The sequence below is a fragment of the Corynebacterium sp. UMB0012 genome (assembly GCF_030216265.1).
Classification (GTDB): Bacteria; Actinomycetota; Actinomycetes; order Mycobacteriales; family Mycobacteriaceae; genus Corynebacterium.
The window spans coordinates 1-235 of sequence record NZ_JASOKQ010000151.1 but is presented as its reverse complement, the minus strand read 5'-3'; the positions used below and the strand labels follow the sequence as shown (position 1 = coordinate 235).

General features: G+C 37.4%; 1 protein-coding gene. It reads right to left on the bottom strand.

The genetic code is table 11. The annotated features are described in order from the left end of the window. Window positions 1-211: hypothetical protein (locus QP324_RS12240; RefSeq protein ID WP_369184363.1), on the bottom strand; the 211-nt coding region annotated here is incomplete at its 3' end. Window positions 212-235 lie beyond the last annotated feature (24 nt).

The window sequence follows — 235 nt, the reverse complement described above, 5'->3', positions numbered from 1 at the left end:
TTAAAAGTTCTTCGGTTTGTTCGACTGATAAGTTATCAGCCTGAAAGTATTTTTCGAGTAAGGCTCCTTTTTGAATTAGTCGGCGAGAACGGGCTTTACGGGCTTGCCGATTTTCATAGTATTTAGATTGCCGTAATTTAAAATCTTCCCGCTCAATTTTTTGTTTTAAACGTGCTTGCTGCTCGACTAGTTTTTCATATTGATTAGGCATGGAATTTCCCCATCTCTTATGATT